Source organism: Phaeobacter sp. BS52, assembly GCF_045040595.1.
GTDB lineage: Bacteria > Pseudomonadota > Alphaproteobacteria > Rhodobacterales > Rhodobacteraceae > Phaeobacter > Phaeobacter piscinae.
Genome location: NZ_CP090662.1, coordinates 990,649 through 1,013,327, shown reverse-complemented (window position 1 = coordinate 1,013,327; position 22,679 = coordinate 990,649). Strand labels below are relative to the sequence as shown.

The following is a 22,679-nucleotide window of genomic DNA, read 5'->3' as shown; positions in this document are numbered from 1 at the left end:
CGCGGCGCAAAACCAGTGTCAGGTCAGGACGCGTTTCAGGCAAGCCCGAAAGGCAAGCCGCCTCAGCCTGCGGCCTGCAAACTGCGCATGGTGCTGCCATAGCCGCCAGCCATGACGTAGTCCATTTCCGGTGCCGTGCTGCTTCGCGACAGCGCCTCATTGCGATAAGGGAAGCGACCAAACTGCCGGATCACCTCGCGGTGGGCCCGCGCATGCAGCAGGTTGGAGGCACCGTTCTTCGGCATCCGCTCCAGCATCAGCCGCACACAGCGCTCCTGATCGCACAGGTTCTCCGAATGCATCAGCGGCAGGTAGAAAAACTGCCGCTGCGGTTCGTCGATCTTCATGTCCCAGGACTTGCTGATCGCACATTTCGCCGCCGCCAGCGCCAACGTATCCGTGGCAAAGGCCTGCGCCTCCCCCCGGAACATATTGCGCGGGAACTGGTCGGTCAGGATGATATAGGCCAGAACCCCCTTCGGCCCGCTGCGCCAGTGGTCACATTTGCCCTCGCAGGCGGCCTCCCACGTCGTCTCGAACCGGCGCCGGATCGCCTGATCCAGCGCGTCATCCTGCATATACCAGCCCTTCTCACCCGTGCTTACGAGCCAGAAGTCTAGGATCTCCTCAGGACCTGTCATAGGTCTGCCTCCACATAGATACCGTCCTGAAATTCAGACGCTTTTGCAGAGATTTTACAAGGGGAAGCGCGTCACGATTTGCGTCATACACGACAGTTTCGTGAAAATTTCACCACAAATCCCGCAAGTTAGCGCAATCACCCAGCTTCGGCGGCGGCTTCCTGCTCCTCGATTTCCGTCTCGATTGCATATTCCTGGGCAAATTCAACTACAACAGGCGACCCGGTTGGCGCCATCGGTGACATGATCCCGGTCTCTTCGGTCGGAATGGCGGGACGCTGAGTCGTGCGATAACCGGCATAGACCGCCAGCAACAGCAGCAGCACCGCCATGAACAGGAAGAACCCCGGCGCGCCGAACACACTGTCGCCCATCATCCAGCCAGTGATCAGCGGCCCGGCCACGGCCCCCAGCCCGTTGATGAACACCAGCCCGCCAGAGGCCGCCGGCATGTCGTCATAGTCGAGGTAGTCATTGGTATGGGCAATCAGCAGTGAGTAAAGCGGGTTGGTCATGCCACCGATCAGGAAGGCCGCGACCAGCAAGAAATTGAAGTCCGTCCCAAGTATCATCGCACCGATGGCCGCAGCCCCGGCAACCGCCGCACCAAACAGGATCAGCACCCGGCGATCCATCCGGTCCGACATCCAGCCCAGCGGATATTGCATCACCACGGCCCCCACGTAGAAGGTCGCAACAAAGATCGAGATCTGCGTCAGGCTCAGCCCCGCAGAGGCGGCATAGACCGCGCTCATGCCGAACTGGGCCGAGAACACACCGCCCAGCAAGAACATGCCGACACAGCCCAGGGGCGAAGCATCCATCAGCTGGCGCAACGACATCGGCTTGGTCCGGTCAAAGGCAGGCGTCGGCGAAATCGACAGCAGAATCGGCGCGAAGGACACCGAAACCACCACCGAGGCAATCACGAAGGTCTCATAGCCCGACGGATCCCCCACTAGCATCAGCGCCTGCGCGCTGACAATGCCGACCATCTGCACGATCATATAGAGCGACAGCGCCTTGCCCCGGTTAGCATTGTCGGAGGCGTTGTTAAGCCAGCTTTCGGCCGTGACATACACGCCGGAGAAGCAAAAGCCGATCACCACACGGCCCAGCATCCAGGCCACCGGGTTGGTGACCGCAGGATAGAGGATCATCACCGCGGAGATGAACGACGCCAGCGCCGCAAAGACCCGCACATGACCCACCCGGCGGATCATCTCCGGCGCCAGCCGCGACCCCCCGAGGAAGCCAACAAAATAGGCCGACATGACAAAGGACATCTGAAGGGTGGAGAACCCCTCAATATCGCCGCGCACACCCAGGAGCGTGCCCTGAAGACCGTTGCCGATCATCAGCATTCCCATGCCCAACAGCAGCGCCCATGCGCTAGACAGCACCTGCCACATTGCCCGTCTCTCCTACTTCGCTTGTCTGTTCCGGAGCGCGCCAATCCGGCTCCGGCCCCGCGCCGGGGTCTTGTTTAAATGAATATCGGCGTCGCGATTGCCGCGCGCCGTTATGGACCGGATCTCATAGCAGTTTGACGACCACGCGACCCCAAAAACCGGGCGTGCAGATGGCAGACCCGGTGACGACAGTTCCCGGCCCGACCAGAGGTCAGACCGGTTGAAATCACTTCTTGCTGAAATTGCGCCTCAGGTCTGCGACAACTCCGCCATCGGCGGGATCAAAAGCGACGCATCGCCGTAGGAAAAGAACCGGTATTCCTCTGCCAGGGCATGCTCATAAATTGCCCGGATCCGATCCTGCCCCATCAGCGCCGATACCAACATCAGCAGCGTCGACTTCGGCAGGTGGAAATTCGTCATCAGCGCGTCGGCCACATGGAAGGTGAAGCCGGGATAGATAAAGATATCCGTATCCCCCTCCCAAGGCTGGATCGCACCCGATTGTGCCGCACTTTCGATCAGACGCAGCGCCGTGGTGCCAACCGGGATCACCCGCCCGCCTGCCGCCTTGGTCGCGGCAATCTCCGCCGCCGCCTCGGCGCTGACGCGGCCCCATTCGGCATGCATCCGGTGGGTGGTCACATCCTCCACCTTCACCGGCAGGAAGGTCCCTGCGCCCACATGCAGCGTCACATAGCTGATCTCGACACCCTTGGCCTGCAATTCCGCCAACAGCGCGTCGTCAAAATGCAGGGATGCCGTCGGGGCCGCCACTGCGCCGGAGTTGCGCGCCCAGACCGTCTGATAATCGGTTTTATCCTGCTCATCTGCGGGCCGTTTGGCCGCGATATAAGGCGGCAGCGGCATTGCGCCAGCCTCCGCCAGAGCGGCATCAAAATCGGTTCCACTCAGATTGAACGACAGATGCCCCTGCCCATCCTCAATCCGCTCCAATGTCGCGCTCAGCGCATCGGAGAAAATGATCTCCTCGCCCAGCTTGACCTTCTTCAGCGGCTTCAACAGCGCCGCCCAGCTGCCATCTGCACCCGGATCCAGCAGCGTCACCTCCACCTTGGCGGCCATCGGCCCCTGTGCGGTGTCGCGGTGGCGCAGCCCGCTGAGCCTTGCGGGGATCACCTTGGTGTCATTCAGCACCAGCCGGTCGCCGGGCCGCAGCCACTGGCCCAGATTGGCCACGCGGGCATCACTGATACGGTCGCCCTCCGCCACCAGCAGCCGCGCGGAACTGCGCGGCACCGCCGGACGGGTGGCAATGCGGTCATCGGGAAGATCGAAGTCAAAATCACTGAGTTTCATAAGCTGCGATATAGGCTGTTGCGCCGCACTTGGCCAACAGGTTTTGTGCCAAAAACCGCCAAACGCCGTGCCGAAACCAGCCCCCGATCAGATGCAGCCCGCTTAGCGATCTTCGCCGGGGGAGACGGAATAGGGCGGCCTTTCCCGCTCAGCCCGTGGCACCACGGTGCTGGGCGGCTCCTCCCCCGGCAGGCGCGGCGCCGGACCCCGGAACAGCTCGCGGAAAATCCCCGGTGCCAGTCCCGACAGCGGGTTTACCTGTACGCGCGGATCATCCGCCGCCCCCTTCAACGTGAAGGCAAAGCCAATCAGCCCCTCGCCCTTGCGGGTGAACACCCGGCCAACCGCATTGAGCAGATAGATCGGAGAGATCACCCCCCGCATGTTCAGCACGCTGCGCTCCAGATCGTAATTGCCATCCATGGAGAGACCAATCGATGGCCCGACCGCGCTGCTCTCATGGACAATCAGATGGGTCGCGCCCAGCCGGAACTTGGCTTCCACCGTGGTGAACAAAATGCCCTGCCCCGCCAACGCATCGATCAGCCCGACCACGCTCACCGCATTGAGCAGCGCCGCCATTGATGGCGCGTCTTTGATGCGGGTGTTCTTCACCTCGATCTGGCCGTCATATTCACCGGGCGCGCCGGGGGCCGGGACCAGCGACATATCAAAGGTGCCGCCGGAGCCATGGCGCAGCACGCCCGCCGCGCGGAACACCCCGCCTGCGTCCTCTGACTGGATCCGGGTGGCAAAGCCGCCGTCCTTTGGCACCACAACACCGCTGACGCCGGTCTGTCCGTTCAATGCGGCGGTGAAATCACCGTTTAACCCGCCGGTGGTGGAAAACCGGCCGCGAAAACCAGTCAGCGCAATACTGTCGGTGACCTGCATCCGGTCCAATTGCAGCGTAATTGGCCCCGTCCCACCAGAGGAGCCACCGCTGCTGCCACTGCCGCCCGATCCATCCGGCATCCGGCGCAAATCGAGCACACCGCTGCGGATGTTGATGCCTGGCGCCCGCGCGCCACGCCCGACCAGCTCAACCGCCCCCCGGAACCAGCCTCGCAAGTCCACCCGGTCAAACAGCGCCCGGCTAAGGCCACCCCCCGGCTCCAGCGTGACACGGCCAGAGGCCTGCAACCCCGCCCCCTCCAGCGACAGCGCTTCCACCTGCGGCGGCTCTCCCAACAGCGCGCGCAGTTGCAGCCGACCGGTGCCCGCCTCGCTCAGCCGCCAGCTCAGCGCAGGGATCCGCAAGCCAAGCCCGGCCAGATCGCTCTCCAGTGTCAGCCTTGGCGCAGCCCCCTTGTCGATCACCACCTCATAGCGGCCCTCACCGCGACCAAAAACCGATCCCTTCGGCAGGCCAATGCGCAGGGCGTCAACCGTGGCCTGCGACAGCTCAATCGTGCCGTTCACCCGCACCGGCGGTGCCTGACCCACTGCCGCAGTTGCCCGCTCCGCCGCCGGACCGACGGCCTGCCGCCAGATCAGGCTGCCCGGCACCCCCGACAGCGCGCCGTCCCCTTCGATCTGCACATGGTCCTGATCGCCGCTCAGCCCCAGCACCTCCGCCGAGAGGCTCTCTCCCGGCACCAGCACATCACTGGCGGCCTCGCGGATGCGCCCGCGATAGTGATAGGTGATCTCTTCAGGTGTCACCCCCTTGCGCAGCGGCAGGGACAGCGTCCCGCTCAGTGCGACCTGACCGGAGGCCAGATCCACCGGCAACCCTGCCTTCTCCATCACCGACAGCGGTGGACGGTTGAGCAGCGACAGTGCCGCCGTCACCGGTCCCGAAGCCTCAATCCGGGCGATCCCCGGCGCGCCATCCTTCACCGATGTATCCGGAATGATAAACGAGGTGCCCGCAGCATCCACGCGCCCGCCCTGATCCGCCGTCACCCAGCCCTTCGTCGCCATCACCACCATCCGGTTGCCATAAAGGCTGAACTGCCCGGCGGCCTCGCGCAGGGGCGGCAGCGATTTCTGAAACTTCACCGCCGCATCTTCAAACGCCAGATCCAGATAGACAAAGGGCTTCGCTGTCCCGCTGCCACGCATGGCAAAATTCACATCTCGCGCATAGCCCGCCAGCAGGTTCTCGCGCACCCATTCGCGCGGCTTGGGTGGCGCCGCCGCAGGCCAGACCTCCTTCAGCCGCGCCGCAGACATGCCATTGGCGCGCCCGTTCAGCGCGTAGTCCCAGCCCGCCTGCCCGGCAGAAATCTCCCCGTCCAGCAGCATCCGCGTGTCACCATCCCGCACCAGCATCTCGCCCAGACGCAGACGGAACGGCGCCATTTCCAGCTTGAAATCTGCCGTCACCCCCGCCAGATCCAGCGGCGTGTCATAGAGTTTCGCCGGGTTGAGGCTCAGGTCCTGAAACCGCAGCTGCCCGACCAGATCGGTTAGCTGGCCGTTTTCCACCCCGATCAGACGCGCCCGCCCCTCCATCGTGCCGGAGCCCCAGCCGCTGTTCACCGACAGCTCGTTAAAGCGCAGCTCCTGGCGGTCCGGCAAATAGGTGAAATAGCTTTGCGCGCCGGTGATCGGCACCGGGCGGGTGGCGGCGGTGGGCTGGATCACCCCCTCGCCAATCTGCAGGCTGGCAGAGACCGGCAGCAAGGCTCCGTCACTGCGGATCGCACCGCGCAGGGAACCTGAGATCGGCGCGTCCAGCACGTCCAACCAGCCAAGGGCAGCACTCTGTGCGGCGATATCCTTGCTGGCGACAGAATTGACCAGCACGCCAAATTCCGCCGCCTTGTCGCCAATCGCGGAGCTGTAGTTCGCCTCTACCGTGCCAACATAATCGCGCCCGCTCAGCAATGAGAACCCGGCTGCCAACTCGATATCCTGACCGCTGCGGCTCATGCGAATACTGCCGCCATCCAGCGTCCAGACCCGCCCCAGACGCGCATCCTCATAGCGCAGCGTCAGCGCCTCGGTCTCAACCTCCACCAGCGCCGACAGCACCGGTAATTCCAGCTGGCTGTCCCATTGCTCAATCAGCGCTGGCAGGGTGGCCGCCTGCCGCAGCGGCGCCTCCCCCTCGGCCAGGCTCAGCGCCAAGCCGCCGCTGTTGTCCCGCCTGAGAGTGCCATAAAGCCCGCTCAGCATAATCGTCTTGGGCCGAATCTGACCGCGCAGCAGCGGCCGCATCGCCAGCGAGGCCTGCGCATCCGCCAGCCGCGCCACCCGCGCGCCGGTCTCATCGCGCAGGGTCACGTCGCGCAGGCTGACACGGGGCCGCCAGCCGCGGTTCACCACCAGATGAATGGCCCCGAATTCAATGCTCAATCCACCCAGATGCCGCTCAATCCGCCGCTCGACCCGGTCACGCAGCCAATCCGGCGCATCAAACCGCGTCCCCAGCCCCAGGAACACCACAGCACCCGCCAGCAGTGCCAGAACCACGGCGGTGATGGTTGCGCTGCGCAGCATCCGGCGCAGAATGCGGGATTTTGGCTTGGCGCTGGCATCCGACGCGGGCTCTGGCGCTGAAGTCGCCACCACTGGGGCTGCGTCCTCCTCAGCCGGTTTGACAAGATCCCCGGCGGAAATGCCATCGGACGGCTGTGGCCCCGGTACCGGCACCGCCTCGTCCCGCATTCCGCGTTCCGCCTTGGCCTCCTCCCCTTCGGACGCTGAGGTCACCACCTGCGCTTCCTTATCCGGCGCCTGTTCATCCGGGCCGAAAAACACCACAGTCTCCGGCGGCGGCACCGCCTTTGCGACCGCCACATCCTCCTCGGCCGCTGCCCCACTGGGCCCGGCATCCTGCGCGGCATCCACCGGCGCAGAGGAAGATGGCTCCTGTTCAGGATCCACCGCTGTGGGTGAGGCTGGTTTAATCCTTGCTTTCCCTTTGCCTGTGATGGCCTAACTGTGGCACGCAAACCCTGCGAAACCGTTTTGGAGACCTCGAATTATGCTCGCCCCCTCAGACCCCGCGCCCTCCTTTAACCTGCCCCGCGATGGCGGTGGCACCGTGACGTTGGAGGAGCTGCGCGGCAAGGCCGTCGTGCTGTTCTTTTACCCCCGTGATGATACTCCGGGCTGCACCAAGGAATCCATCGGATTTTCCGAGCATCTGCAGGCCTTTGCCGATGCCGGGGCGGTGGTCTATGGCATCTCGAAGGATCCGGTTGCCAAACACGACAAATTTGTCGCCAAACACAGCCTGACCACGCCGCTACTCTCCGATGCCGATGGCACCACCTGCGAGGATTATGGCGTCTGGAAAGAAAAGAACATGTACGGCAAGAAACACTGGGGGATTGAACGCTCGACCTTTCTCATCGACGGCGAGGGCAAGATCGCTCAGATCTGGCGCAAGGTGAAGGTCGATGGCCATGTCGCCGAGGTACTGGAGGCCGCCAGGGCGCTCTGATCACCCATTCCGGCAGCCCTGCATAGGCCGATAGACCGGGCGTAGGGCTGCCTATCCGCTTGCAGCGCAGCGCGCCGGGTGGCAGGGACTGGCCAACGACAGCCCCACTCAACAGCCCACCGCCAAAACGGATCCGCACCGATGACCAGCGACGCAGCACAGACCCACGCAGACAGCCCGGACAGCCCGCTCAGCCTTGCGCAGATGGCGCAGGAGGTACTGACCACCGCCGACGGGCGCGAAAAAACCGCGCTGTCGCGCCGCCATGCCGCGCACTGGTTTGCCTATCGCGCAGGTGATGCGGCAAAGATCGAGGTCGGAACCGCCAATCCGCCGCTGCACCCCGCGCGTCCCGACAGACCTGAACTGCTGAACCCGCGCGATGTCCCCCGCCGCCGCCCCGGATCCGAAGCCGGGCGCAAAGCGCTGCTGCATGCCGTCGCCCATATCGAATTGAACGCTGTTGATCTGCACTGGGACATCATCGCGCGGTTCTCCCATGTGCCGATGCCGCTCGGATTCTTTGACGATTGGGTCAAAGCGGCGGATGAAGAATCTAAACATTTCAACCTGATGTGCGATTGTCTTGAGGCATTGGGCAGTCATTATGGTGAACTGCCCGCCCATGCCGGTATGTGGCGCGCCGCCGAAGATACCGCCGAGGATCTGATGGGCCGCCTCGCCGTCGTGCCCATGGTGCTGGAGGCGCGCGGTCTGGACGTCACTCCCGGCATGATCGAGATTTTCCGCAAGGCAAAGCTCACTCAGGCGGTTGATGCGCTGGAGGTGATCTATGCCGAGGAAGTCAGCCATGTGGCCTATGGCTCCAAATGGTTTCATTTCCTCTGTGGGCGCGACAATCTGGACCCGAAGGAGGTGTTTCATGACCTCGTGGGCCGATATTTCCACGGCCATCTGAAACCGCCCTTCAACGAGGAAAAACGCGCCGAGGCTGGCATCCCACCGGATTTTTACTGGCCGCTGGCGGATGAGATCCCGGTCAAACCTCCGGCCCTGCGTTAACCCCGGCGGGCCGCAAACAGGCCCCGAAAATGCCGCGAAACCTTTGCCCGCCACAGATAAAATCGGCCTGCCTATCATGGGCGGGCCGTTTTGTTTAACCTCCGACGACACCCCGCCTGCGCCACCGTGATCTGGCCAAATCCACGAGATATCGGCGGCTTTTCGCTCATTCCCCGGCCGATCAGCACAGCTGCCGCGCCGTTTCCGCGCGGACCCGCCGAACACTGGGTCAACAGGCTTGCCCAAACTGATCCGGCTGGCTATTCCCTTTCGCCATGGCGCGCGAACGCGGCCTGGCACTGCGACAGGGCAGCTCCGATGGGACCGGATCTGGCCATATGAAACCGGCAGGAGGAGCGCCGGGGACCGCAGCGCCACAACTGGGGCAGGACTAAGGACCAAAGCGTGCGGACACGTCTGGCAATCAAAATTCACGCATTTCTCGAACGCCGCTTTCCGGAACGGCGGGTGTTCCTCAAGTCCGACTCAGATACCCGTTTCATTCGACTCCGCTCCGAAACCCAGCTCATCGCCTTTGCGGGTATGGCCCTCTTGGTGGCCTGGTCCATTGTCGCCACCGCCATCGTTCTGATGGACAGCATCGGCTCCGGCAATTTCCGCGAGCAGGCCAAACGCGATCAGATGACCTACCGCGCCCGGCTCAATGCGCTCTCAAGCGAACGCGACGACCGCGCCGCCGAGGCGCTGGCTGCTCAGGAACGCTTCAACGCCGCTCTGACGCAGATTTCCTCCATGCAATCGGAGCTGTTGGCCTCCGAAACCCGCCGTCGCGAGCTGGAAACCGGGATCGAGGTGATTCAGACCACACTGCGGCAGACCATGTCCGAACGTGAGACCGCGCGCGACGCGCTGGTGGCGCTGAAGCAGGAAACCGCCGCAGACAGCCCGGCCCAGATGATGGCCGTCAGCGCCCCGGTTCAGATGGAATTCATGGCCGACGCGCTGGCCGAAACCGCCGCACAGCGCGACCAGATTGAGGCCAACGCCCAATCCGCGCTGGAACAGCGCGACGCGCTGGAACTGGAACTGCGTCTGCTGGATGAACGCAACGACCAGATTTTCCGCCAGCTGGAAGAGGCGATGGAGGTCTCCGTCGCGCCGCTGGACAAGATGTTCCGCAGCGCTGGCATGCCCACCGACCGCATTCTGGAACAGGTGCGGCGCGGCTACAGCGGTCAGGGCGGTCCGCTCAGCCCTTTAGCCCTGTCCACGCGCGGTGAGGAACCCACCCGCGAGGAACTGCGCGCCAATGATCTGCTGCGCCAGATGAACAAGCTGAACCTCTATCGGCTGGCCGCACAGAAAGCGCCCTTTGCCTCGCCGGTAAACATGAATTTGGTGCGCCGCAGCTCCGGCTTCGGCTATCGCCGCGACCCCAAGACCGGTGGTCGCCGCCTGCACAAAGGCTCCGATTTCGCTCAGCCGCACCGGCACCGATATCTTCGCCACTGCTGATGGGGTTGTGACCCACGCGGGCTGGCAATCGGGCTACGGAAAACTTGTGACAATTCAACATGCCTTTGGCATTGAGACGAAATATGCCCATAACTCGAAACTCCGCGTGAAGGTCGGTCAAAGGGTCTCGCGCGGGGATCACATTGCTGATATGGGTAACACCGGACGGTCCACCGGGACCCACCTCCACTATGAGGTTCGGGTCAATGGCAACCCCGTAAACCCGATGATCTATATCAAGGCTGCGAGAAATGTTTTCTAAGAGCAAAATCAACGAGCCCGGCCAGAAAGCGGCCGAAGCAACCCCTGCGGCACCTGCGCCGTCCTCCGCTCCGGTTCCGCCCGCCAGCGATTTCAAGGCAACCGCCCCGAAGGCAAAGCCGCTGCGGCATCCGTGCTCAGCTCGGATCTGCACATCACCGGCAACCTCAAGACCACCGGCGACATCCAGGTCGAGGGCACCGTCGAAGGCGACATCCGCGCCCATCTGCTGACCATCGGTGAGAGCGCCACCATCAAAGGCGAAGTGACTGCTGATGACGTGGTCATCAACGGCCGCATCGTCGGCCGCGTGCGCGGCCTGAAGGTGCGTCTGACCTCCACCGCCCGCGTCGAAGGCGACATCATCCACAAGACCATCGCGATTGAGAGCGGCGCCCATTTCGAAGGCTCCGTTCAACGTCAGGATGATCCGCTGAACCCGGGCAAAGCTGCCGCCCCCCGCGCCGCAGCCCCGGCACCGGCACCCTCAGCCGCTGTCTCCGCAGCCACCGCGGCACATAAATCCGACAGCTGATCCCAAGCCTGCCTATTTCGGCACTCGCTAGTAGACAAACGCCGCAGGTCACACCCTGCGGCGTTTTTCGTGTGCTGCAATGGGTATCCGGATCCATTCACACCACCAAGTCGCGCAGGCCAAGCGAACGCAACGTCGCGTGCGGGGAACGCGCAACCTGAAATACTGGGCCTTGCACCTATAAGTTGCTGAATGTAGGGAATAGGTAAATTTGCAGGCATTACGCCTGCCGCCACCACAATCAGGACATGTGTTTTAGACAATGGCTATTTTTACCGTAAATGACCCGACCGGTACGCTGTCGCTGAATAACCTCAGCGACCTAGGCTTTGACAATGCCAGCTTGAACAGCCGGTCAATCAACCAACTGTTCTTTACCAGCCCGACTGGCACCAGCATCACGCTGACTGGGGATTTTTCAGCTTCATCCCCCTATTTTTGGACGATTGAGTCGATGGCGGTGAACTCCGGTGGTACACCGGTCTATGCAATTAGTGAGTTTTCCATAAACTTCTATCGCTTCAGTGCCAGCAGCGGAGCCGCGCTTGAAGCAGCGATTCTCACAGGTGACGACACAATCACCTCCAATATGGTTGAGGGAAATCGTTGGTTTGCCTACGGCGGTGATGACGTCATCAGCCTAGGTATCGGCGATGATTACGTCCACGGGGGGTACGGCACCGACAGGCTGATCATTCACGACACTTATGGTCGGGCGGACATCTCCTCGGTCTACGGCGGTGTGTGGATCGACTCAGCCGACGGGAGAGATACTCTGCTGTCGATCGAACAGCTGCAGTTCAGCAACCGTAGTTTTTCCCTGAGCGTGGACACCAGCAACAGCACCTCAATGAGCGGTGATCGCGACAGCACCCTTACCAGCGACATCATGCTGGGTGGCCTTGGCGCTGACACTTTGGCCGGACTCTCAGGGCGTGATATGCTGCTGGGCGAAGAGGGCGACGATCACCTGACGGGCGGCGAGGGCCACGACACATTAAAAGGCGGCGATGGGCGCGATATCCTTGTCGGCGGTTCCGGACGAGACTGGTTGGTAAGCCGCACGATCTCGGCAATGATGCCATCAGTGGCGGCTCCCACGGTGACAAACTGATTGGCGGCGGTGGTCACGACACTTTGCGCGGCCAGGATGGTCACGATGTTCTGCGCGGCAACTCCGGCTGGGATCATCTCTTGGGCGGGCGCGGCAACGACCGCATCTATGGCGATGGCGGTCAGGACCGTCTCTTCGGTCAGGAGGGCAACGACACTCTGGCGGGTGGCGCCCATGCCGACACATTCGTCTTCCACCGCGGCTATGGCACCGACATCATCACCGATTTCACCGTTGGCGAGGATCGGATCCAGATTGGTCGCGGGGCTGACGGGATGGATGATCTGACCTTCACCAGCCAAGGCAATAGTGTTCAGATCACTTTTGCCGATGTCACCATCATGGTGGAGAACAGCACGCTGGCGCAGATTGAGGATGCGGACAACTTCCTGTTCTGAGCCTCTTCTGACCTGATGGCCCCTGGCCATCCGAAATCACAGGCGTATCCCAAAATGGGATGCGCCTTTTTTCATCCCGGCGGCAGCACAGCCGCAGATCTGGGGAGTGAAGAATTTGCGCAACAGGCTTCATAAAGGTTAAGAATTCATTAACAGCAACCTTCCCAGACCAAAGCCCCCCGCCTAGGCTGACCGCAAAAGCATCGAAAAGATGCGTCAGGCATTCAAGCAGTAGGTCAGACCATGGCAGAACTTCTCGTCACGGCTGCGTCAAATGTGGCGCCGCCGTTTGATTTCAGTGACTTCGATTTTACCAAGGTCGCGGTTCTCAGCGCCACGGACACCCAGATCGCGGTGCAATATGGTGCCTTTGTCATGGTGTTTCAGGGCAGCTTTAGCTTTGATAAAAGCGGCAATCTGAGCCCCGACAGCCCGCTCAATGGCTTTGGCCTGTTTTACGACCAATCGCTGGTCATGTCGGTGAGCGGCTTCACCCTGCCCTCGCAGATGATTGCTGATGGGGATCTCTACGCGCTGCTGGCGGTGGCGCTCTCCGGGGATGATATCATCACCTCGGCCTGGAGCGGCGGCGAGCGGATCAACGGGTTTACCGGCAATGACACCATCCGCGCCGGTAGCGGGGATGACACCATCTTTGGCGGCGCCGGTCAGGATGAACTGATCCTGGGGGACGGGGTCCAGACCTACAGTTTCACCTTTGGCGACAGCGCCGGGGCGCTGCTGACCACCACTCAGGGGCGTGACATGCTCTTTGACGTGGAAACGGTGCGGCTCGCCAATCAGACCCTGCATATTCAGGAAGGCGGCAGCGCGGATGAGGCCCTGATCAGCACCAATGCCGATGACGCCAGCGTTTCAGACATGATCCATGGCCGGGGCGGCGATGACACGATCACCGGCGGTGCGGGCAAGGACTTTCTGCTGGGTGGCGCCGGGGAAGACAGCCTCTCCGCGGGCAAAAACGACGATTTCCTGGATGGCGGGCTTGGTGATGATCACCTCTCCGGCAAGGCGGGGGATGACAATCTACGCGGCAGCCTCGGCAATGACACGCTGATCGGCGGCGCGGGCAATGACACGCTGCGCGGCGACAATGACGTGGGCCCCGATGACAATGCCGATGACCTGTTGATCGGCGGCAGCGGCCACGACAGCCTCGACGGCAACGCCGGCGACGACACGCTAAAGGCAGGCAGCGGCGCCGATACGCTGCATGGCGGCGCGGGCAGCGACAGCCTCAACGGTGGACGTGGGCGCGATTTGATCAGCGGCGATGACGGGCGCGATACGCTGGCTGGTGGCCGCGCCAATGATACGCTGACCGGCGGCGCTGACAACGACCGGCTGAGCGGCGGTGCAGGCCATGACGTGATGCGCGGCGATGCCGGCGACGATCTGCTGCTTGGCGGGCGAGGCCACGACATTCTGTTTGGCAGCGATGGCGCCGACCGGCTGATCGGTCAGTCCGGCCACGACCGCCTGACCGGCGGCAGCGGCGGCGACAGCTTTGTTTTTGCCAGGGGCTCTGGCCGCGACACCATCACCGATTTCCGTATCGGCGAAGATGTGATCGAAATTACCCGAGGCGCCAATCGGATCGACCAGCTGGGGTTTTCACAGCAGGGCGAGGATGTGCGCGTGACCTTCGCGAATGTCTCGATCGTGGTTGAAAACGTGACCGTCGACCAGTTGATGGACACCGATAATTTCCTGTTCTGATCAGTTACCGCTCTCAGAATATGGCCTTGGGCGCGCCTTTGCCGGTGCGCCCTTTTTTATGTCCACCCGCGGCGCCGCGCTGCGCCTCACTCCAGCATCCAGCGTCCCTTCGGCCAGAAGGCGTGATAGGCAAAGGCAAACATCACATCATGGGGCAGATCTGCGCCGTCACGCCCCAGCACCCGGACCGAGCCGACATCGCGCCCCTTGCCGACATGCCCCGCATCCAGCGCCGAGGCCTGCCCCGACCGCCAGCTGAGGGTCACACCCGCCTCGCGGATCTCCCCAACCTTGGCCAATCGTGCCAAGGGCCAGGCCCGATCCCCCACCCGCACCACACGCGCCAGCGGCGCGATGCCATGGGGTGGCGGCGTGCCATCAAAAAGAAACGGCCAGTTTGACCGGTCATAGCCCTGATAGGGATTGCGGCCGTAGCTGCGATTGTGGCGCGGCTCCGCCATCACCAGCCCCTCTGGATAGGCCGCACGAAACCCCTGCCAGCTGTCCAGCCAGCTCGGCAGCTGCCGCAGCGCCCGCCCGTTCATCTCGCCCACGATGCCGGTGCCCGTGGCCTGCTGCCACCAGCTTTCCGTCTCGCGGTCATACATCACCATATCGGACTGCCGCAGCTTGCCGGTGACGCCAAAGCTCAGGCTGCGCCCCGCCACCCGCCGGTCAAAGCTCATGGCGGAATTGCACAAGGGGCAATAGGTCACCGCAACCGGGGTACCGCCCACCCGATCATTGACGATTTCATGCCAGATCAGATAGCGCAGCGGATAGGCGCGCGCCGCCTGCCCCGGCAGATCCAGCACCACCACCGGCTCGGCGCGGCTCAGCCCCTTGGCCTGCGCTGCAGGATGAAACACCGGACTGCTGAGGGCCGGAATGCCATCTTTCGGCGGGCCACCTGATTTGATCTCAGCCCAGTCCGTCACGCTGCTGCGCGTAAAATCCGTGACCGGCCATTCCCGCGCCCAGATGGCCGGATCCGCACGGGCCACCGCCAGCCAGGATAGCATCAAAAGCAGCGACAGCCCCGCCACCGCTTTGTTTTGCAAAAAGAATGTATGTGTTGCAGTCATCTGTGACATCGCAGGCCTCCTCCCTGTGTCCCCAAGAGGTCTCCCATGGGGTCCCCGGCCCAAATCAGGGGCACAGCCTGCCGCAAATCCGCCTCACATGCACCGCACAAGCCCGTGACAGGCGGCAAACAGCAAACGGCCCGCGCCAGTCAAGGCACGGGCCATTGAGGCTATCATAGGCGGATCAGGAGACCCGCGATCCAAGGCTCACTCGGTTACAGAGACCGTTTTCATCACATCAGGCTGGCCCACAACGGCGCCGTTCTGACTGCTGCTGCCACGCTTGATCGCGTCAACCACATCCATGCCTTCGGTCACCTTGCCCACGACGGTGTACTGACCATTGAGGAAATGCCCCGGTGCAAACATGATGAAGAACTGCGAATTGGCGCTGTCGGGATCCTGTGAGCGGGCCATGCCAACCACACCACGATCAAACTCCAGATCCGAGAATTCAGCAGGCAGGTCCGACCGCTCGGAACCGCCCATGCCTGCGCGGCGCATATCGCCACCCAGCTTGCCAAATTCCACATCGCCGGTCTGCGCCATGAAGCCTTCGATCACGCGGTGAAACACCACGCCATCATATTTGCCTTCTGCCGCCAGCGCGGTGATCTGCTCGACATGTTTCGGCGCCACGTCCTCAAACAGGTCGATCTGGATGGTGCCATTGGCGCCCTCGCCCTCAACCGCGATCTCCAGACCGCTGGCCAGTGCCGGACCCGCCATCAGCGCAAAGACGGCTGCCAGCTTATACATCTGCCGCCACCTTGACGCTGACCATGCGGTCGGGGTTCGCAGGCGGCTCGCCACGGGTGATCGCGTCGACATGCTCCATGCCTTCGATCACACGGCCATAAACAGTGTACTGACCGTTCAGGAAATGGTTGTCCTTGAAGTTGATGAAGAACTGCGAGTTGGCCGAATCCGGGTTGGCCGACCGCGCCGCGCCCAGCGTGCCACGGTCATGCGGCAGCTTGGAGAATTCCGCCGGAACATTCGGCAGATCAGAGCCACCGGTGCCCGCCATGCGCAGGTTGAACCCGTCTTCCATGTCACCGTGCTGCACGTCGCCGGTCTGCGCCATGAAGCCGTCGATCACCCGGTGAAACGCCACATTGTCATACTCACCGCTACGGGCCAGCTCTTTCATGCGCGCGCTGTGCTGAGGGGCCACGTCGGGCAGCAGTTCGATCACCACCTTGCCGTCTTTCAGCTCCATGATGATGGTGTTTTCGGGGTCTTTGATCTCGGCCATGTGGCCCTCCTGTTCTTTGCATTTGCCCGATAGTTAAGGCCCACGCCCGCAATTGCCAAGGGAGCTTTGGTCACGGAGCATTGACTGGGCGGCAAAAAGCCCCGAAACATCGCGCCAACACCGCCTGCGGCGCAGTTTCCGCAGCCGACGCCTCAAACCAAGACCAAAGAAGGATATGACCATGGGTTGGACCGCACTCGACACGATGGACCTGGCAGGCAAACGCGTTCTGGTGCGCGTCGATATCAACGTCCCGGTTGAGGATGGCCGCGTCACCGATGACACCCGCATCCAGCGCGTCGCCCCCACGATCAAGGATATCCTCGCCGCCGGTGGCACGCCAATTCTGCTGGCCCATTTTGGCCGCCCCAAGGGCAAGGTGGTCGCAGAGATGTCATTGCGCCCGCTGGTGCCAGCACTTGAGGCCGCCTTTGACGCGCCAGTGACCTTTGTCGCGGATTGCCGCGGCCCCGCTGCCGAGGCCGCCGTTGCGGGCCTGCCTGCTGGTGGCGTGCTGCTGCTGGAGAACACCCGTTTTCACGCGGGCGAGGAAAAGAACGACACCGATCTGGCGGCAGAGATGGCCAAGCTGGGCGACATTTACTGCAACGATGCGTTTTCTGCCGCTCACCGCGCCCATGCCTCGACCGAGGCGCTCGCCCGCCTGCTGCCCGCCTGTGCCGGTCGTTTGATGCAGGCCGAGCTGACCGCGTTGGAAGCGGCCCTTGGCCAACCCCAGCGCCCGGTCACCGCCGTTGTCGGCGGCGCCAAAGTCTCCACCAAGCTGGAACTTCTGGGCAATCTCGTTGGCAAGGTCGACAATCTGGTGATCGGCGGCGGCATGGCCAATACCTTCCTCGCGGCACAGGGCATTGATGTGGGCAAATCCCTCTGCGAACACGAGATGGCCGACACCGCCCGCGAGATCCTGAGCAAGGCAGAAGCCAAGGGCTGCAAGATCCTCCTGCCGGTCGATGTTGTGGTGGCGCGCGAGTTCAAGGCAGGTGCCGACAATGAGACCGTCGCTGCGGACGCCTGCCCCGCCGATGCGATGATCCTCGATGCAGGCCCGCAGACCGTCGCCGCCGTCGCCGATACGCTTTCGGCCTCCAAAACGCTGATCTGGAATGGCCCAATGGGCGCCTTTGAAATCGCGCCCTTCGATGCTGCCACCAATGCCGCCGCACAACAGGCCGCCAGCCTCACCAAATCCGGCGCGCTGGTCAGCGTGGCAGGCGGTGGCGACACCGTGGCCGCCCTCAATCAGGCCGGGGCTGCAGCTGATTTCACCTATATCTCTACCGCAGGCGGTGCCTTTCTGGAATGGATGGAGGGCAAGACCCTGCCCGGTGTCGCTGCCCTAGAAGGGTGAATCGGGCGCGCGGTCTGGCGTCGACCGGACACTCCCTCGCCGCAAAAGGTTAAGATCGCAGTGATCCGCAGAGCGCCTTAACCAACTGTTTACCATTCGCACCCTGCCACGCGGCTGGGGTGCGATTTTGCCTGAGAATGTTCAAAATTAACAATTTTTACGTTTCACAAACCATGCTGCCTGTGGCAGTATTGTTGCAGACGCCGGGCAAACTGGCGCGAGACTTGAGCAGCAGATCATACAGGCTATCCACCGTGACCCGAAGCAACCGACCCTCTCTGGGCGCATTCGTTTTCTCAACAATTGCATTCGCACTCAGCGCATATTTTACCTTTGCCGCCGTGCAGGGCGACTTCGGATTGTTCAGGCGGGTCGAGATCCAGGCCGAGGCCGAAGCGCTGCGTCAGGATCTCGACCAGCTGAAACGCGAAACCGCGCAGATGGAAAACCTTACCCACCGGCTGTCGGATGACTACCTCGATCTGGATCTTCTGGATGAGCAGGCCCGCTCGGTCCTCGGCCTGCTGCGCGCCGATGAGATTGTCATCCGCTAAGCCACGCATTCAGCAGACCACAACCAATTATATGCCACCGCCCGCAGCCCCCGCTTGCGGGCGTTTTGTCGTGATGAGGCACCGCTAGCTCCTGCCCGGCCCCGTGCCACAGCACCCCCAGCGCAATCCTCTCATAAATACGCCACCTCTCCCGCCATCTCTCCCAACGTCACCACCTCTATCCGCCATCGCCTTTACCCCTTGGTGACGGCACGTCATAATAACACTCGCATGACGTCGTAAAATCCATTATGAACTAGTTTAGCATTAAACTATCTAGCCTTAAGGGGGAGCCCGCCACCATGGCTGCGAGAAAAAGTGTCAAGAAACCAAACGTTTCTGCTGATGAGCTGCTCGAATACTACCGCGAGATGCTGCTGATCCGGCGATTCGAGGAAAAGGCCTAGCCAGCTTTACGGCATGGGGCTGATTGGCGGCTTCTGCCACCTCTATATCGGTCAGGAAGCGGTTGTTGTCGGTCTCGAGGCCGCCGCAGAGGACGGCGACAAGCGTGTCACCTCCTACCGCGACCACGGCCATATGCTGGCCTGTGGCATGGACCCCAACGGCGTCATGGCCGAGCTGACCGGCCGCGAAGGCGGCTACTCCAAGGGTAAGGGCGGCTCGATGCATATGTTTTCCAAGGAGAAACACTTCTACGGCGGCCACGGCATCGTCGGCGCGCAGGTGCCACTGGGTGCAGGCCTCGCCTTCTCTGACAAATACAAAGGCAACGACCGCGTGACCTTCGCCTATTTCGGCGATGGCGCGGCCAACCAGGGTCAGGTCTATGAGACCTATAACATGGCCCAGCTCTGGGATCTGCCGGTGGTTTTCGTGATCGAGAACAACCAATACGCCATGGGCACCTCGGTGCAGCGCTCCACCAAATCCCCCGCCCTGTGGAAACGCGGCGAAGCCTACGGCATCAAAGGTGAGGAAGTGGACGGCATGGATGTGCTGGCGGTGAAAGAGGCTGACGAACGCGCCGTTGCCCACTGCCGCGCGGGCAAAGGCCCGTATATCCTTGAGGTCAAGACCTACCGCTACCGTGGTCACTCCATGTCCGACCCGGCCAAATACCGCACCCGCGAAGAGGTGCAGAAAATGCGCGAGGAACGCGATCCCATCGAACAGGTCCGCGATATGCTGCTCACCGGCAAACACGCGACCGAGGATGACCTGAAGGCGATCGACAAAGAGATCAAGGACATCGTCAACAAATCCGCAGATTTCTCCAAGGAGAGCCCGGAACCGGCGCTCGAAGAACTCTGGACCGATATTTATGCGGACGAGCTGCCGCAAGAAACCGCCTGAGGGGACGTAACACGATATGGCAACTGAAATCCTGATGCCCGCCCTGTCGCCGACCATGGAGGAAGGCACCCTGGCCAAATGGCTGGTCAAAGAGGGCGATACCGTAAATTCCGGCGATATCCTGGCCGAAATCGAAACCGACAAGGCGACGATGGAGTTTGAGGCGGTGGACGAAGGCACCGTCGGCAAGATCCTGATCGCCGAGGGCACCGAGAACGTGAAGGTCAACAGCCCCATCGCGGTGCTGCTGGAGGATGGCGAAAGCTACGACCCCGATGCCGCCCCCGCAGCATCCGAATTGTCCGCAAACGAAGCCCCGGCGGCAGAGGCACCTGCGGCGCCCGCAACCGCCGCGGCTGCTGCCGCAGCCCCCGCCGCACCGGAGGTGGATGACACCCCCGACTGGCCCGAGGGCACCGAGGTGGTGCAGACCACCGTGCGCGAAGCGCTGCGCGACGCCATGGCCGAAGAGATGCGCCGCGACGATGATGTCTTCCTGATGGGCGAGGAAGTCGCCGAATATCAGGGCGCCTACAAGATCTCCCAGGGCCTCTTGGATGAATTCGGCGCCAAGCGCGTGATCGACACCCCGATCACCGAACATGGTTTTGCCGGGATCGCCACTGGTGCGGCCTTTGGCGGGTTGCGTCCCATTGTTGAGTTCATGACCTTCAACTTCGCCATGCAGGCGATTGACCACATCATCAACTCCGCCGCCAAGACGCTGTATATGTCCGGCGGCCAGATGGGCGCGCCCATGGTGTTCCGTGGCCCCAATGGTGCTGCCGCCCGCGTTGGCGCCCAGCACTCTCAGGATTACGCCGCTTGGTATATGCAGATCCCCGGCCTGAAGGTGGCGATGCCCTACTCCGCCTCCGACGCCAAAGGTCTGATGAAAACCGCCATCCGCGACAACAACCCGGTGATCTTCCTCGAGAATGAGATCCTCTACGGCAAATCCTTCGATGTGCCGAAGCTGGATGACTACACCGTTCCCTTTGGCAAGGCCCGGATCTGGCGCAAGGGCGAGGATGTCACCATCGTCTCCTTCGGCATCGGCATGACCTATGCACTGGAAGCAGCGGAAAAACTGGCCGAGGATGGCATCTCCGCCGAGGTCATCGACCTGCGCACCCTGCGTCCGATGGACACCGGCTCCATCATCAAGTCGGTGATGAAGACCAACCGTCTGGTCACTGTTGAGGAAGGCTGGCCGCAGGGGTCCGTCGGCAGCTACATCTCCTCCGTGGTGATGCAGGAGGCCTTCGACTACCTTGATGCCCCCGTCATCACCTGCACCGGCAAGGATGTGCCCATGCCTTATGCCGCCAACCTCGAAAAACACGCGCTGGTCACCACCGATGAGGTGATCGAAGCGGTGAAGCAAGTGACCTACCGGTAAGGAGAGACAGCGATGCCCACAGAAATCCTGATGCCCGCCCTCTCTCCCACAATGGAGGAAGGCACGCTCGCCAAATGGCTCGTGAAGGAAGGCGACACTGTCGCCTCCGGCGACTTGCTGGCGGAAATCGAAACCGACAAGGCGACGATGGAGTTTGAGGCCGTCGACGAAGGCACCATTGGCAAGATCCTGATCCCCGAGGGCTCTGAGGGCGTGAAGGTCAACAGCCCCATCGCGGTGCTGCTGGAAGATGGCGAAAGCGCCGATGATATCGGCGCCACACCGGATGCCCCCGCTTCCGCAGCAGACGAGGCGCCCGCGCCCGCCGCCTCCGAGGAAGCTGCTCCCGCATCGGCCCCGGCAGAGGCCGCGGCCGCAACACCCGCGCCCGCAGCCCCGCAGGGCGCCGATGGCAACCGCATCTTTGCATCACCCCTGGCGCGCCGGATTGCGGCGGACAAAGGTCTGGACCTCGCAGCCCTCACAGGCTCCGGCCCCCGTGGCCGCATCGTGAAAGCCGACGTCGAGAACGCCAAACCCCAGGCCGCTGCGGCCTCAGCACCGCAAGCCAAGGCCGAGAGCGCCAGCGCCCCGGCCGCCACCGCCGCAGCCCCCACAGGCCCCTCCGCCGATCAGGTCGCCCGCATGTACGAAGGCCGCACCTATGAGGAGGTCAAACTCGACGGCATGCGCAAAACCATCGCTGCCCGCCTCACCGAGGCCAAGCAGACCGTGCCGCATTTCTACCTGCGTCGCGATATCCAGCTGGATGCGCTGCTGAAGTTCCGCGGTGAGCTGAACAAGCAGCTGGAGGCCCGCGGCGTCAAACTCTCGGTCAATGACTTCATCATCAAGGCCTGTGCCCTGGCGCTGCAGGCCGTGCCCGACGCCAATGCTGTCTGGGCCGGGGACCGCGTGCTGAAGATGCAATCCTCCGACGTGGCCGTTGCCGTCGCGATTGAGGGCGGCTTGTTCACCCCGGTTCTGCAGGACAGCGACACCAAATCGCTCTCAACCCTCTCGACCGAGATGAAAGACCTCGCCAAACGCGCCCGCGACCGCAAGCTCGCGCCGCATGAATATCAGGGCGGCTCCTTCGCGATCTCCAACCTCGGCATGTTCGGCATCGACAATTTCGACGCCATCGTGAACCCGCCGCACGCAGGCATCCTTGCCGTAGGCGCCGGGGTCAAAAAGCCGGTTGTGGGTGCGGACGGCGAGTTGGCCGTGGCCACCGTGATGTCAGTGACCATGTCCGTCGACCACCGCGTCATCGACGGCGCCCTTGGCGCCGAACTCTTGAACGCGATCAAGGACAACCTGGAAAACCCGATGATGATGCTGGCCTGAGCCACGCACCTCAACGGGCGAG

General features: G+C 62.6%; 18 protein-coding genes and 2 pseudogenes. 13 read left to right on the top strand and 7 right to left on the bottom strand.

Annotated features, from left to right (window positions below; all coding sequences use genetic code 11):
- Positions 1-62: 62 nt before the first annotated feature.
- From L0Z65_RS05005 to L0Z65_RS04990, 4 genes are all read right to left on the bottom strand, one after another.
- Positions 63-641 (bottom strand): DUF924 family protein, encoded by a 579-nt coding sequence (locus L0Z65_RS05005; protein WP_405111335.1) that lies wholly within the window; start codon positions 639-641, stop codon positions 63-65.
- Positions 642-778: 137 nt separating this feature from the next.
- Positions 779-2,053, bottom strand: coding sequence for an MFS transporter (locus L0Z65_RS05000; RefSeq protein ID WP_040169351.1), 1,275 nt, complete (start codon positions 2,051-2,053; stop codon positions 779-781).
- A gap of 249 nt (positions 2,054-2,302) precedes the next feature.
- Positions 2,303-3,373 carry a tRNA preQ1(34) S-adenosylmethionine ribosyltransferase-isomerase QueA gene (gene queA / locus L0Z65_RS04995; RefSeq protein WP_405111332.1) on the bottom strand — a complete coding sequence of 357 codons (1,071 nt, stop codon included), beginning with the start codon at positions 3,371-3,373 and terminating at the stop codon, positions 2,303-2,305.
- 102 nt (positions 3,374-3,475) lie between these two features.
- Complete coding sequence (locus tag L0Z65_RS04990) at positions 3,476-7,210, bottom strand: DUF3971 domain-containing protein (RefSeq protein ID WP_405111329.1); 3,735 nt, start codon at positions 7,208-7,210, stop codon at positions 3,476-3,478.
- Between the two features lie 100 nt (positions 7,211-7,310).
- Here L0Z65_RS04990 and L0Z65_RS04985 point away from each other — a divergent pair, with 100 nt between their 5' ends.
- The 8 genes and pseudogenes from L0Z65_RS04985 (at position 7,311) to L0Z65_RS04950 (ending at position 14,319) form a co-directional block, all read left to right on the top strand.
- Positions 7,311-7,772 (top strand): peroxiredoxin, encoded by a 462-nt coding sequence (locus L0Z65_RS04985; RefSeq protein WP_405111326.1) that lies wholly within the window; start codon positions 7,311-7,313, stop codon positions 7,770-7,772.
- A 141-nt stretch (positions 7,773-7,913) separates the two neighbouring features.
- Positions 7,914-8,795, top strand: a complete 882-nt coding sequence (locus tag L0Z65_RS04980; protein ID WP_405111323.1) for a ferritin-like domain-containing protein — start codon at positions 7,914-7,916, stop codon at positions 8,793-8,795.
- A 405-nt stretch (positions 8,796-9,200) separates the two neighbouring features.
- Positions 9,201-10,271: a DUF5930 domain-containing protein gene (locus L0Z65_RS04975; protein WP_405111320.1), complete on the top strand. Its 1,071-nt coding sequence runs from the start codon at positions 9,201-9,203 to the stop codon at positions 10,269-10,271.
- Positions 10,201-10,533: a M23 family metallopeptidase gene (locus tag L0Z65_RS04970; protein ID WP_405111317.1), complete on the top strand. Its 333-nt coding sequence runs from the start codon at positions 10,201-10,203 to the stop codon at positions 10,531-10,533. The genes L0Z65_RS04975 and L0Z65_RS04970 overlap by 71 nt, the downstream gene beginning before the upstream one ends.
- Positions 10,523-11,067, top strand: a pseudogene (locus L0Z65_RS04965) (polymer-forming cytoskeletal protein). The gene L0Z65_RS04970 and the pseudogene L0Z65_RS04965 overlap by 11 nt, the downstream one beginning before the upstream one ends.
- Before the next feature lie 262 nt (positions 11,068-11,329).
- A complete protein-coding gene (locus L0Z65_RS04960; RefSeq protein ID WP_405111314.1) occupies positions 11,330-12,181 on the top strand; it encodes a calcium-binding protein in 852 nt (283 codons plus the stop codon).
- The gene (locus L0Z65_RS04955) at positions 12,064-12,579 is read left to right on the top strand and encodes a hypothetical protein (RefSeq protein WP_405112460.1); all 516 of its coding nucleotides are present in this window, start codon (positions 12,064-12,066) and stop codon (positions 12,577-12,579) included. Before L0Z65_RS04960 ends, L0Z65_RS04955 begins: the two co-directional genes overlap by 118 nt.
- A gap of 243 nt (positions 12,580-12,822) precedes the next feature.
- Positions 12,823-14,319, top strand: a complete 1,497-nt coding sequence (locus L0Z65_RS04950; protein WP_405111308.1) for a calcium-binding protein — start codon at positions 12,823-12,825, stop codon at positions 14,317-14,319.
- Between the two features lie 86 nt (positions 14,320-14,405).
- Here the strand turns inward: L0Z65_RS04950 and L0Z65_RS04945 are convergent, their stop codons facing one another.
- From L0Z65_RS04945 to L0Z65_RS04935, 3 genes are all read right to left on the bottom strand, one after another.
- On the bottom strand, positions 14,406-15,413 hold the full coding sequence (locus L0Z65_RS04945; protein ID WP_405111305.1) for a DUF3179 domain-containing protein: 1,008 nt from the start codon (positions 15,411-15,413) through the stop codon (positions 14,406-14,408).
- A gap of 198 nt (positions 15,414-15,611) precedes the next feature.
- Complete coding sequence (locus L0Z65_RS04940; protein WP_040178650.1) at positions 15,612-16,163, bottom strand: peptidylprolyl isomerase; 552 nt, start codon at positions 16,161-16,163, stop codon at positions 15,612-15,614.
- Positions 16,156-16,662 carry a peptidylprolyl isomerase gene (locus tag L0Z65_RS04935; RefSeq protein ID WP_040169371.1) on the bottom strand — a complete coding sequence of 169 codons (507 nt, stop codon included), beginning with the start codon at positions 16,660-16,662 and terminating at the stop codon, positions 16,156-16,158. The genes L0Z65_RS04940 and L0Z65_RS04935 overlap by 8 nt, the downstream gene beginning before the upstream one ends.
- A 181-nt stretch (positions 16,663-16,843) precedes the next feature.
- Here L0Z65_RS04935 and L0Z65_RS04930 point away from each other — a divergent pair, with 181 nt between their 5' ends.
- The 5 genes and pseudogenes from L0Z65_RS04930 to L0Z65_RS04910 all read left to right on the top strand — a co-directional run bounded on the left by L0Z65_RS04930 (position 16,844) and on the right by L0Z65_RS04910 (position 22,657).
- The gene (locus tag L0Z65_RS04930; protein ID WP_405111301.1) at positions 16,844-18,034 is read left to right on the top strand and encodes a phosphoglycerate kinase; all 1,191 of its coding nucleotides are present in this window, start codon (positions 16,844-16,846) and stop codon (positions 18,032-18,034) included.
- A gap of 254 nt (positions 18,035-18,288) precedes the next feature.
- Positions 18,289-18,588 carry a septum formation initiator family protein gene (locus L0Z65_RS04925; protein ID WP_014880143.1) on the top strand — a complete coding sequence of 100 codons (300 nt, stop codon included), beginning with the start codon at positions 18,289-18,291 and terminating at the stop codon, positions 18,586-18,588.
- Between the two features lie 302 nt (positions 18,589-18,890).
- Positions 18,891-19,905, top strand: a pseudogene (gene pdhA / locus L0Z65_RS04920) (pyruvate dehydrogenase (acetyl-transferring) E1 component subunit alpha).
- Between the two features lie 16 nt (positions 19,906-19,921).
- On the top strand, positions 19,922-21,307 hold the full coding sequence (locus tag L0Z65_RS04915; protein WP_405111297.1) for a pyruvate dehydrogenase complex E1 component subunit beta: 1,386 nt from the start codon (positions 19,922-19,924) through the stop codon (positions 21,305-21,307).
- A 12-nt stretch (positions 21,308-21,319) separates the two neighbouring features.
- Positions 21,320-22,657: a pyruvate dehydrogenase complex dihydrolipoamide acetyltransferase gene (locus tag L0Z65_RS04910; RefSeq protein ID WP_102896877.1), complete on the top strand. Its 1,338-nt coding sequence runs from the start codon at positions 21,320-21,322 to the stop codon at positions 22,655-22,657.
- The last annotated feature ends 22 nt before the right edge of the window (positions 22,658-22,679 follow it).

Coding starts and splice junctions, on each gene's coding strand:
- L0Z65_RS05005 (WP_405111335.1), bottom strand. CDS start 641: ATGACAGGTCCTGAGGAGATCCTAGACTTCTGGCTCGTAAGCACGGGT.
- L0Z65_RS05000 (WP_040169351.1), bottom strand. CDS start 2,053: ATGTGGCAGGTGCTGTCTAGCGCATGGGCGCTGCTGTTGGGCATGGGA.
- queA (WP_405111332.1), bottom strand. CDS start 3,373: ATGAAACTCAGTGATTTTGACTTCGATCTTCCCGATGACCGCATTGCC.
- L0Z65_RS04985 (WP_405111326.1), top strand. CDS start 7,311: ATGCTCGCCCCCTCAGACCCCGCGCCCTCCTTTAACCTGCCCCGCGAT.
- L0Z65_RS04980 (WP_405111323.1), top strand. CDS start 7,914: ATGACCAGCGACGCAGCACAGACCCACGCAGACAGCCCGGACAGCCCG.
- L0Z65_RS04960 (WP_405111314.1), top strand. CDS start 11,330: ATGGCTATTTTTACCGTAAATGACCCGACCGGTACGCTGTCGCTGAAT.
- L0Z65_RS04950 (WP_405111308.1), top strand. CDS start 12,823: ATGGCAGAACTTCTCGTCACGGCTGCGTCAAATGTGGCGCCGCCGTTT.
- L0Z65_RS04945 (WP_405111305.1), bottom strand. CDS start 15,413: ATGTCACAGATGACTGCAACACATACATTCTTTTTGCAAAACAAAGCG.
- L0Z65_RS04940 (WP_040178650.1), bottom strand. CDS start 16,163: ATGTATAAGCTGGCAGCCGTCTTTGCGCTGATGGCGGGTCCGGCACTG.
- L0Z65_RS04935 (WP_040169371.1), bottom strand. CDS start 16,662: ATGGCCGAGATCAAAGACCCCGAAAACACCATCATCATGGAGCTGAAA.
- L0Z65_RS04930 (WP_405111301.1), top strand. CDS start 16,844: ATGGGTTGGACCGCACTCGACACGATGGACCTGGCAGGCAAACGCGTT.
- L0Z65_RS04915 (WP_405111297.1), top strand. CDS start 19,922: ATGGCAACTGAAATCCTGATGCCCGCCCTGTCGCCGACCATGGAGGAA.
- L0Z65_RS04910 (WP_102896877.1), top strand. CDS start 21,320: ATGCCCACAGAAATCCTGATGCCCGCCCTCTCTCCCACAATGGAGGAA.